The sequence below is a fragment of the Streptomyces tateyamensis genome, assembly GCF_003205575.1.
Classification (GTDB): Bacteria; Actinomycetota; Actinomycetes; order Streptomycetales; family Streptomycetaceae; genus Kitasatospora; species Kitasatospora tateyamensis.
Window position 1 is genome coordinate 17,820 of the sequence record NZ_PYBW01000198.1, and the last position, 10,249, is coordinate 28,068.

10 protein-coding genes are annotated in these 10,249 nt (G+C 74.8%); 2 read left to right on the forward strand and 8 right to left on the reverse strand.

The window, feature by feature from the left end:
• Position 1: 1 nt before the first annotated feature.
• The 7 genes from C7C46_RS32255 to C7C46_RS32285 form a co-directional block, all read right to left on the reverse strand.
• Positions 2 to 1,126: a glycosyltransferase gene (locus tag C7C46_RS32255; RefSeq protein ID WP_110673469.1), complete on the reverse strand. Its 1,125-nt coding sequence runs from the start codon at positions 1,124 to 1,126 to the stop codon at positions 2 to 4.
• A complete protein-coding gene (locus C7C46_RS32260; protein WP_245985286.1) occupies positions 1,123 to 1,917 on the reverse strand; it encodes a polysaccharide deacetylase family protein in 795 nt (264 codons plus the stop codon). Before C7C46_RS32260 ends, C7C46_RS32255 begins: the two co-directional genes overlap by 4 nt.
• Positions 1,907 to 3,610: a lipid II flippase MurJ gene (locus C7C46_RS32265; protein ID WP_181442652.1), complete on the reverse strand. Its 1,704-nt coding sequence runs from the start codon at positions 3,608 to 3,610 to the stop codon at positions 1,907 to 1,909. Before C7C46_RS32265 ends, C7C46_RS32260 begins: the two co-directional genes overlap by 11 nt.
• Positions 3,607 to 4,926: an O-antigen ligase family protein gene (locus tag C7C46_RS32270; protein WP_146259305.1), complete on the reverse strand. Its 1,320-nt coding sequence runs from the start codon at positions 4,924 to 4,926 to the stop codon at positions 3,607 to 3,609. The genes C7C46_RS32265 and C7C46_RS32270 overlap by 4 nt, the downstream gene beginning before the upstream one ends.
• 6 nt (positions 4,927 to 4,932) lie before the next feature.
• Positions 4,933 to 6,438: a sugar transferase gene (locus C7C46_RS32275; protein WP_110673472.1), complete on the reverse strand. Its 1,506-nt coding sequence runs from the start codon at positions 6,436 to 6,438 to the stop codon at positions 4,933 to 4,935.
• A gap of 296 nt (positions 6,439 to 6,734) precedes the next feature.
• Positions 6,735 to 7,883, reverse strand: a complete 1,149-nt coding sequence (locus tag C7C46_RS32280; RefSeq protein ID WP_425470158.1) for a glycosyltransferase — start codon at positions 7,881 to 7,883, stop codon at positions 6,735 to 6,737.
• 77 nt (positions 7,884 to 7,960) lie between these two features.
• On the reverse strand, positions 7,961 to 8,398 hold the full coding sequence (locus C7C46_RS32285) for an SRPBCC family protein (protein WP_110673473.1): 438 nt from the start codon (positions 8,396 to 8,398) through the stop codon (positions 7,961 to 7,963).
• Positions 8,399 to 8,455: 57 nt separating this feature from the next.
• Here C7C46_RS32285 and C7C46_RS32290 point away from each other — a divergent pair, with 57 nt between their 5' ends.
• Positions 8,456 to 9,322 (forward strand): HipA family kinase, encoded by an 867-nt coding sequence (locus C7C46_RS32290; RefSeq protein WP_110673474.1) that lies wholly within the window; start codon positions 8,456 to 8,458, stop codon positions 9,320 to 9,322.
• A 412-nt stretch (positions 9,323 to 9,734) separates the two neighbouring features.
• Here C7C46_RS32290 and C7C46_RS32295 read toward each other — a convergent pair whose 3' ends face one another.
• On the reverse strand, positions 9,735 to 9,914 hold the full coding sequence (locus tag C7C46_RS32295) for a hypothetical protein (protein ID WP_110673475.1): 180 nt from the start codon (positions 9,912 to 9,914) through the stop codon (positions 9,735 to 9,737).
• Positions 9,915 to 10,013: 99 nt separating this feature from the next.
• On the opposite strand from C7C46_RS32295, the gene C7C46_RS36065 reads away from it, so the two are divergent.
• Positions 10,014 to 10,249: hypothetical protein (locus C7C46_RS36065; RefSeq protein ID WP_220040739.1), on the forward strand; the 236-nt coding region annotated here is incomplete at its 3' end.

Here is a 10,249-nt window from a genome sequence, read left to right on the forward strand (position 1 = left end):
CTCAGCTCTCCCTCCCGGCCGGTGAGGGCCGTCGGCCCTCCCTCAGCCGCTGGTACAGCGCGCCCAGGCGGGCCGCCGTGCGGACAATGTCGTAGTGCGCCACCGCGGCCGGGCGCGGCGGCACCGCGGTCGGCGGGCGGGTGGCCAGGTCGAAGACGGCCGCCCGGTAGGCGCCGGCCACCGAGGGCAGCTTGCGGGCGCCGGGCGCGGCCTCGGCCGGGAGCTCCTCCAGCGCCGGGCAGCCGCTGTGCAGGATCGGCAGCCCGGCCGCCAGGCCCTCGAGGACCGCCAGGCCGAAGGTCTCCTCCGTCGAGGGCGCGGCCAGCACGTCCATCGCGGTCAACAGGGCGGGCACGTCGGAGCGTTCGCCGGTGAACACGGCCCGCTCGCCGGCCGCCGCGGCCAGCCGGGCGCGCTCCGGGCCGTCCCCGACCACCAGCAGCCGGACCTTCGGCGACAGCTCGCGCAGCGCCTGGACCAGCACGTCGAACCGCTTGCCCGGCACCAGCCGGCCCACCGCGCCGACCACGAAGTCGCCGGGAGCGAAACCGAGTTCGGCCCGCATCCGGGCCCGTTGCAGGTCGCGCAGGCGGCCGGCCGGGGTGAACCGGTGGGCCTCGATGCCGTTGGGCAGCACCGCCACCCGCTGTTCGGGCACGCCCCAGTCGCAGAGCGTCCCGGCCACCCGCTGGGAGACCGCCACGGTGGTGCTGCCGAGCCGCTCGGCCACCAGGTAGAGCGACTTGACGCCGGCGCCGACCGTGCGGCCCTCGATGGTGCCCGCGTGCAGCGAGTGCTCGGTGGCCAGCACCACCCGCACGCCGGCCAGCCGCGCCGCGAGCCGCCCGTACAGGCCGGCCCGGTACAGGTGGGTGTGCACCACGTCGTAGCGCCCGCGCCGGATCAGCGCGGTCAGCCGGGGCAGCACCGCCAGGTCCCGGTTGCCGCGCATGCCCAGCTCGTGCACCCGCACCCCCTCGGCCCGCAGGGCGGCCGCCACGCTGCCGGGGTTGGTCAGCGTGGCCACCTCGCACTCGATCCCGGGCGGCAGGTGGCGGATGGTCAGCAGCAGCTGCTGCTCGGCGCCGCCGGCCGCCAGCCCGGTGATGACGTGCAGCACCCTCATCGCGCGCTCCCCCGCCGCCGCAGCTCGGTGACCACGTCGCGCAGCCCGTGCCGGCCGCGCTTGGCCCGCAGCCGCCAGGCGCCGTCCCGGTCGCCGACGTAGCAGCGCGGCAGCGCGAACCGGCCGGCCAGCCTCGAGTGCTGGATCGCCACCGCGTAGTCGTAGCCGGCCTCGGCCGCGGCCCGGGCGGCCGGCTCGTCCACCGCGCCGTAGGGGTAGCAGAAGCCCGCCACCCGGCCGCCGACCAGCTCCTCGAGGATCGCCCGGCTCTCCCGCACCTCGGCCCGCAGCTGCTCGGCGGGCACCCCGGGCAGCGCCAGGTGGGTCAGCCCGTGCGAGCCGATCTCCCAGCCGGTGGAGGACAGTTCACGCACCTGACGGTCAGTCAGCAGCGCCTTGCGCGGCCCCTCGGCGTCCCAGCCGTTCTCGCCGCCGAGCCGGTCCGCGACCACGTAGGCGGTCGCGGTGAAGCCGTAGCCGGCCAGCACCGGGACGGCGTGCCGGGCGAAGTCCGCGTAGCCGTCGTCGAAGGTCAGGCCGACCAACCGCTCGCGGCTGCCGGCCGCCCGGGCCGCCAGCAGCTCGCCGACGCTGACCCCGCGCCAGCCGCGGGCCGCCAGCCAGCGCATCTGGGCGGCGAACCGGTCAGGGCTGACGGTGAGTTGGTACGGGTCCTCGTCCTCGTCGGCCACCGAGTGGTACATCAGGATCCACGGTGCTCCGTACCGCCGTCCCACCTCGGCGCGGCCCTGGCGGGGCAGGTGCGTCAGCCCGCTGAGTTCAGCCACCATCGGTCAGCGTTCCTTCCTCCATCCGGGGCGCCGACCCGGCGCCCGCCCCGCCCGGCCGGCGCCCGCGCAGCAGCGCGAGGGCCGTCCGGGTGGGAACGTCCAGTTCGCGGGCACCGAGGGCCGCGCCGAGGGCCAGGTAGCCGAGCAGCACCGTGAAGCCGCCGGCCAGCATCGAGAGCGGGGCCGGGCCCACCGCGCGGGCCGCCACCGTGCCCGCGCCGGCCGCGCCGATCGCGGAGAGCACCAGGCGGGCCTGGCCGATCAGCACCTGCCGGGTGCGCAGCGCGATGCCGCGCAGCGCCAGGCCGCGCAGCAGCAGCACCGCGGTCGTGGTGATGCCGGCCGCGTTGCCCGCCGCCAGGCCGAGCGCACCGAAGCGGTGGGTGGTGCAGACCCCGACCAGGGTGGTGACCACCAGGCCCAGCGCCATCGCGGCCACCGGGTACCAGTCGAGCAGCCGGTCGGCGGCGACCGGACGCGGGTCTTCGGCCCGGCGGACCGCCGGGCGCATCGAGAAGAACGGCCGCACCATGACGCCGATCAGCGCCTGGGCCAGCAGCCCGAAGCTGTACACCTGAATCACCTGGGCGGTGGCCGCGGTGTCCGCGGGCGAGAAGGCGCCGCGCTGGAAGAGCAGCGAGACCACCGCGGGTGCGCAGGCGATCAGGAAGGCCATCCCGGCCAGTACCACGGCCGCGGCCTGTCCGAGGTCCTTCTCCACCCGGTCGCGGGCTGCGACCAGATCCCCGGCCGCCAGCGCCCGGGCCACCAGCGGGAAGGTGACGGTGCAGATCAGGATCGCCGTGGTCATCGCCAACTGGGAGACCTTGGCGGCGTAGTTGAGGTGCGAGATGGTGCCGGCCGGCAGCGCCGAGCCGAGGTAGCGCTCGATGAAGACCTGCGACTGCCGGGTGAGCGTGAAGGCCGCCACCGGCAGCAGCGCCAGCGGGCTGAGCCGCAGTCCGCGCGGGCCGCGCCGGGGCCGCCGGCGCCGGCCGTCGCGCAGCGCGCGGCCGAACGGGGCGAGCAGCACTCCGGCCATCAGCAGCGAGCCGAAGGCCACCCCGAGCGCCGCCGCCCTTACCCCGAACAGCAGGTGACAGGTGGTCAGGACCGCCAGGATGCCCAGGTTGTAGGCCACGTAGATGACCGCGGGGGCGGTGAACCGGTGGTGGGCGCGCAGCGCCGCGCCCAGGTAGCCGGCCACCCCGAAGGGCAGCACGGCCACCGCGGTGATCCGGGTGCAGGCGACGGCCAGCCCCGGGTCGGCCAGGCCGGGGGCCAGCAGCTGCACCAGCTGCGGCGCCCAGAGCATGGTGGCCCCGGACAGCGCGCACAGCCCGGACAGCAGCCAGGGCAGCGTGGTCCTGGTCAACTGCCGTACCGGGTCCGGCCCGTCGGGCCGCTCCTCGCGCAGCACCAGGGCCAGACTGAAGGCCGGGACCATCAGGAACGCCATCGCGTCCTCGATCAGCAGCGGCGCGGCGGTCTCCGGCACCGTCCAGGAGACCAGGAAGGCGTCGGTGCCCTCGTCGGCGCCGAAGTACCGGGCCAGCAGCAGGTCGCGCAGCAGCCCGAGCGCCGAGCCGGCCGCGCTCAGGATCGCGGTGATGCCGAAGGCGCGGGCCAGGAAGGAGGGTTGGCGCTCGCGCGCGACCGGGGGCGCGACCGGCGGGCTCTCGGTGGCGGTCACTGCGGCTCCCCGGCCGCCGGCTCGCGCGCGGGCAGCGCCCACCAGGTGGCCACACCCAGGATCACCGAGGTGAGCACCGTGGTGGTGCCGCCGATGTCGGCGTAGAGGAAGTCCACCAGCACCCAGCAGAGCAGGCCGAGCGCGGCCGGTCCGGCGCTGCCCGGGCGGCGGGCGGCACCGATCAGCAGGGCCAGGAAGAAACCCAGGTAGGCCACCGCCCCGACCAGCCCCTGCTCGCTCAGCACCAGGAAGTACATGTTGTGCGGCGAGAGCAGCGGCTCCCGGGTGAAGCCGATCGTCGAGTCGGCCGCGTCACTGCCGGAGGAGAGCCGCAGCGGGGCGTGCGAGTCGCGCAGCTGCTGGAAGCTCTTCGGCCCGGCGCCGGTGACCGGATGGTCGGCCCAGATCGCCCGGGCCGTGGTCCACAGGTCGTAGCGGTCGCTGACCGAGTGGTCCTCGTTGCCGCCGGAGACCGAGCCGATGCTGTCCAGCCGCTCGGTCACCGCGGCGCCGCCCAGCCCCAGGCCGCCGACCGCGACCAGCACGGCGGCGGCCCCGATCCCGGCCCAGCGCAGCGCGCGCCGCAGGTCCGCCTTGACCAGCAGCGCGGTGACGCCGACCGCGGTGGCGATCCAACTCCCCCGGCTGAACGAGACGGCCAGCGGGAAGGCCAGGAAGGCGGCCGCGGCCAGCCCGCCGCGCCGGGCCCAGCTGCCCGGGGGCTCGGCCAGCCCGAGCGCCAGCGCGGCCAGCAGGCCGAAGCTGACCACCCCGGACATCGCCATCACGTCCAGCGCGCCGAAGGTGCCGACCGCGCGGATCGGCTCGCCGGTGTAGGAGGCGCCGGTCTTCGTCAGGTACTGCAGGGCGCCGACCGCGCCCTCGATCAGCGCGGCCAGCACGAAGGCGCCGAGCACCAGCCGCAGGTCGGTGCGGTCGCGCAGCGCGGCCAGCACCGCGGCCGGCACCAGCACGAAGATCTGCACCAGCCGGACGAAGCCGGTCAGGCTGGTCGAGGGGTCGATCGAGGTCACGGTGGCGGCCGCGGCCGCCACCGTGACGGCGCCGAAGAGCAGCGCGGCCGGGCCGCTCAGACCCAGCCGGCGCCCGCGCAGCAGGTCCACCGCGAGCAGCGCGACCAGGGCCAGTGAGGCGAGGTCGGCGGCGGTGACGTGCACGGCGGCGCTGACGTCCTTCTCACCGGTCGGCACGCAGACCAGCAGCACGGTGGCGGCGGCCAGCAGGCTGGGCCGGCGCAGCACGGCGAGCTGACGGCGGGTGAGTAAGGCTCCGGCGGCAGGCAGGGGCAGGGCCACGGTCGGTCAGCTCCCGTCCGGCCGGAGCATCAGGGCCGCCGTGCGCAGCAGGATCTTGACGTCCTGCCACAGGCTCCAGCTCTCGATGTAGCGGTTGTCGAAGCGGGCCCGGTCCTCGATCGAGGTGTCGCCGCGCAGCCCGTTCACCTGGGCCAGGCCGGTCAGCCCGACCGGGACCCGGTGCCGGTCGGCGTACTCGGGGTAGGCCTGGCTGAACCGCATCACGAAGTACGGGCGCTCGGGGCGCGGGCCGACCAGGGTCATGTCGCCGCGCAGCACGTTCCACAGCTGCGGCAGCTCGTCCAGCGAGCTGCGGCGCATCAGGTGGCCGATCCGGCTCATCCGGTGGTCCTGGGAGATGTTCCAGTGGGTGGCCGACTCGTGCTCGTTGGCCGGGCGCAGGGTGCGGAACTTGAGCAGGGTGAAGACCTGGCCGTCCAGGCCCGTGCGCTGCTGGCGGAAGAGCACGCCCTTGCCGGTGTCCAGCCGCACCGCGAGGGCGCAGGCGCCGAGCAGCGGGGAGACCAGCAGCAGGCCGCCGGCGGCGGCGAGGATGTCGGCGAGCCGCTTGAGCACCCAGCCGGGCCGGCGCATCGCGGGCTGGGGCAGCCGTAGGCAGGGGTAGCCCCAGAGGTGGTCGCTGGTGCGGGCGATGCCGTCGGCCAGGGCCGCGTGCTCGCGCAGCGCCGGGACCACCCAGACCTGGCAGCCGAGCCGGGCCGCCGCGCGCATGGTGGTGGCGGTCTCCTGCTCGTCGCTGGCGCCGGCCACCGCGATCAGCCGCCGCACGCCGTGCCGGCGGATGACCCGCCCGAGCATCTCGCGGCCGCCGAGCACCGGCACCGGGGTGTCGCTGAGCAGCGTGGGGGCCGGGTCCAGGTAGCCGACCGGGCGCATGCCGTACTCGGGGCGCTCCAGCAGGGTGCGGGCGATCTGCCGGCCGAGCTCGCCGGCGCCGAGCAGCAGCACCGGGATCGGGCGGCGGCGGCGGACCCGGCGCAGCAGGGCGTAGAGCAGGGCGCGCCCCAGCAGGGCCAGCACGACCTGGGCGGTGAGCAGGGCCAGCAGGTGCGGCCAGTCGGTGGCACCGCAGGAGGGCCAGGCGCCGGGCAGCACCCCGGCCAGGGTGACCGCGACCGCGAGGGCCACGGCGGCCCGGCCGGCCAGGGCGGGCAGCTCGTCCAGGGCGGAGGGGGTCATCCGGGTGCGGTAGAGGCCGGCGGCCAGGTGGAGCGGCAGCAGGACCGGCAGGACGGCGGCGGCGGTACTCAGCGGATGGACCGGGCCGGCGCTGCACAGCATCGAGGCGGCGCCGGCGGCCAGCAGGTCGATCACGAGCAGCCCGCCCGGCAGGGCCGCGCGCGAGCGCAACCCCCGGCGGTGGCGCCCCAGTTGTGCGGGGCCGCGGCTCAGGGACGGTCGGGTCGGCCGCTCCAGCACCCCGGTCGCGAGCCGCCGGGCGTTGGCCGCCGGGCGCCCGGGCCGTGGCACGCTCTCGTGGTCAATGGTCATCGGCGCACGAACTCCCCTGCTGTGTGACCGGCATTACCGGTACCGGGTGTGCCCACCTGATCATCGTTCCTCATCGCTCCGCTGATATTTAGGAAAGAAGCAGGCGAATTCAGACATTACCGAACGTGGGCTGCATCGCAGGGAGTTGACTTGCCATTTCATTCCACCCGCCCATTAATATGAATTTCCTACCTTCATTCCGCCAAGGCTCCACCAGGGTTGAGCCGATCCGGCGGTCGAACGCATGTCGGGGTCGTGCCAGGCGGAATATCATGCGTTTCACTGTCTGAGAACGATCAGATCCGCGCGGAGACACGGGGAGTCGGCTGGCCTGCGCTCGTCGACTTCTGGTACAGATCGTCAACCCGTTCGACCATGGTCCGCGTGTCGTGACGCTCCGTCACCCAGGCCCGGGCGGCGGCCCCGCGGCGGGCGCAGTCCAGCGGATCGGCCAGCGCGGCGGCCAGCGCACCGGCCAGCGCGGCCGGGTCCTCGACCGGCACCAGGGCACTCTCCCGCTCGGCGGCCGGCAACTGCTCGCGGGCGCCGGGCACGTCGGCCAGCAGCACCGGACGGGCCATCGCCATCGCCTCCAGCGGCGCCAGCGCCATCCCCTCCCAGCGCGAGGGCAGCACCACCAGGTCGGCCGCCGCCAGCCAGGGGCGCGGGTCGGCCACGTCGCCGACCAGCCGCACCCGGTACGGCTCCGGCAGCGCGCGGGCCCGGGCCTGCAGCGCCTGCTGGTCGGGGCCACCGCCGACCAGCGCCAGCTGCGCGCCCGGCACCGCGCACAGCACGTCCGGCCAGGCGGCCAGCAGCAGGTCCTGGCCCTTCTGCCGGCACAGCCGGCCCACGCAGACCGCCAGCGGCCCGGACAGGTCCAGCCCGAGCGAGAGCCGGGCCGCCCGCCGCTCGGCGGGCGCGTAGTACGCCAGGTCCACCCCGTTGGGCACCACGGTGTAGGCGGCCTCGATCCCGGCGGCCAGGCCGTCCGCCCGCTCCCGCTCGCTGACGCAGAGCACGGCGGCGGCCCACCGGGCGGCGTACCGCTCCCAACGGGTGCTGGCGGTGGCCAGGGCGCCGGTCGCGGCGGCGAAGGACCAGGCGTGCGGCTGGAAGACGGTGGGCACCCGGCCGCGCACCGCGAGGCGGCCGGCCAAGCCCGCCTTGGCGCTGTGCAGGTGGACCAGGTCGGGGGCGGCCTGCCGGACCAGCCGGCGCAGCCGCGCCGTCTCGGCGGGCACGCTCGGGCCGGGCGAGCGGCGGGCCGGCCAGTCGAGGTGTTCGGCCCCCGCAGCCTTGGCGGCGGGGGCCAGCCGGCCACCGGACGGGCAGGCCACCAGCACCCGGTGGCCGGCGGCGCGCTGACCGCGCACCAGGTCGGTGACCACCCGGGCCACCCCGCCGTCCACCGGCTGGGAGATGTGAAGGATCGTCAGTTGCACGGCCGCGAGCCTAGGGTGGGGCGTGGCGGGGTCCGGGCCGGGTTGCGCTGACGGGGGGCGGGGTTCGCCCGTTCGGGTTACTTGACCTGGTCGGCCAGGCGGGCGAGCACCTCGTCGTGGATCCTGTTCAGCCCCTTCGGCGCGAAGGTGCGCTCGAAGAAGCCGCCGATCCCGCCGGCACCGTTCCAGGTGGCCTCGATCGCGACTGTGGCCCCGTCGGCGGCCTTGCCGACCGTCCAGGTGATCACCATCGAGGAGTTGGCGTCCGTCTCCACCAGGGTGCCCGGCGCGGGGGCGCTGACCGTGAACAGGCAGTCGCGCACCCGCTTCTCGGTGGCCTGCAGCTTCCAGTGCACCTGGGTGCCCGCACCGACGCCGCCGGCCTTCACCTGGTACTCGCTGTACTGGGCCGGGAGCAGCTTGGGGCGGACCGTCGCGTAGTCCGCGATCGCCTCGTACAGCTGCTCGGGCGTAGCGGTGTAGGTCCGCTCGGTGCGGGCCTTGACCTGGGCCATGACGGGCTCCTGGGGTGTTTCGTACGGCTGTGTCGCGCTCAGCTTAGGCTGGCGTGCGTGCTGACTACCGTGAAGGCCCTGCGCTACCTCGACCCGCTGCGGGCCGGCGGCTCCGTGCCCGGCATCGTGGAGGCCTCCGACCTGGGCACCTACGTGGTCAAGTTCGCGGGCGCGGCACAGGGGCACAAGGCGCTGGTGGCCGAGGTGATCGTCGGCGAACTCGGGCGGCGGCTTGGGCTGCGGGTGCCGGAACTGGTGCTGGTCGACTTCGATCCGGCGGTCGGGGCGCACGAGCCGGACCAGGAGATCCAGGACCTGCTGCGGGCGAGTGCGGGACTGAACCTGGGGATGGACTACCTGCCCGGGGCTCGCGACTTCCGGCCCGGTGAGGCGCTGGGCGTCGGGGCCCTGGAGGCGGGCCGGGTGGTCTGGCTGGACGCGCTGACCGCCAACGTCGACCGCACCCGGGCCAATCCGAACCTGATGGTCTGGCACAAGCGGCTGTGGCTGATCGACAACGGCGCCGGGCTGGTCTTCCACCACCGCTGGTCCACCCACCTGACGGCGGTCGACCGCGCCTACGACATGAGCGGGCACGCACTGGGCTCGTACACCCCCGATGTGGCCGCCGCTGACGCGGAGTTGGCGCCGCTCGTCACGCCCGAGCTGCTGCGCGAGGTGGTCGCGCTGGTGCCCTCGCAGTGGCTCGCCCCGGCGGAGGACGGGTTCGCCTCGGCCGACGAGCTGCGCGAGGCGTACGTGGCGCACCTGGCCGCGCGGGTGGCGGTGTCGCCGCGGTGGCTGCCGCGCTGCTTCGCGACGGAGGAGCAGCTGCGGGCCGCCGAGGAGGCGGCGCGGGCCCGGACGGCGGCGGGTCGGCCGAGCTGGCTGCAGCAGGTGCCGCGACTGGGGCGGGAGGAGTAAGAAGACTTCAGAACACCGCGACCTGAACGACGAAGACACGTTCGAGACGCGGAGCGATGAAGTAGGAGTGCGGGCTGTCTCAGGAAAGCGCTCGATCTCGACAATCGAAGCCCAGTGCACCAAGAAGGCGCGCACCGGTGTGAGGCTGTCCTGCTCGGCTGCCCGATTGAACGCCTTGTCGACATCAGCCTGCATCTTCGGCAGGAGGTCCGGCGCCACCACTGCCAGTGCAGATCTCAGGGCGGCCGGGGTCTTCGCGGGCCTCGGAATCAGTTGCTCTCCACGGTGCACTGCTGGGCTCAACCAGTCCTCCCATGGGTACCTCGGCTGCCGTACGGCAGTCCGGGCAGGATCGGGCGTCGGAACACCGAGACCTTGCCGGCATTGCGGACAAGAGGACCGGCCGACTTGGTCAAGGTGACCTCCGGCATTCCTCGCACCGGCAGGCGGGCCACTCTGCGCTGATCGGATGGAGGTAGGGCTCGCCGTCGGCCACCACCCAGTCGGCGCGCTCCTCGCGCTCCCCGTCGGCGGTGATCCGGTAGACCCGGACCGTCATGACGCTGGGCCGCCGCTCCTTGCTGTACTTCATCGTTCCTCGCAGACGGGGCAGTTGGGCCAGCGAAGGGGACACCCCGCGGCCGGCCGACGCGTCAGCCGGCCCCGCAGCCGCGACCACCAGGGTTCAGTGGTGCCCACACGCCACCCCGCGCCGCACCAGCACCGCGATCTTCCGCACGGTGTCCGGCTGGGCCCGCCCCAGCTCCACGAGCACGTGCCCGGTGAGGAACGAGGGCAGGTCGAGGCCGAGGGAGGGGAGGCGGATCCCGGCGGAGGCGAGGGCCGCGGCGAGCTCACGCTGGGCGTCGGCCGCATCCGCGCGCTGCGGGGCGACGGCTGCTTCGTACTTGTACTACAGCGGCGGAT

Excerpts from the sequence above, each read along its gene's own strand:
- C7C46_RS32285 (WP_110673473.1), bottom strand. The coding sequence starts at position 8,398 with ATGGCCCAGGTCAAGGCCCGCACCGAGCGGACCTACACCGCTACGCCC.
- C7C46_RS32275 (WP_110673472.1), bottom strand. The coding sequence starts at position 6,438 with ATGACCATTGACCACGAGAGCGTGCCACGGCCCGGGCGCCCGGCGGCC.
- C7C46_RS32255 (WP_110673469.1), bottom strand. The coding sequence starts at position 1,126 with ATGAGGGTGCTGCACGTCATCACCGGGCTGGCGGCCGGCGGCGCCGAG.
- C7C46_RS32295 (WP_110673475.1), bottom strand. The coding sequence starts at position 9,914 with ATGAAGTACAGCAAGGAGCGGCGGCCCAGCGTCATGACGGTCCGGGTC.
- C7C46_RS32260 (WP_245985286.1), bottom strand. The coding sequence starts at position 1,917 with ATGGTGGCTGAACTCAGCGGGCTGACGCACCTGCCCCGCCAGGGCCGC.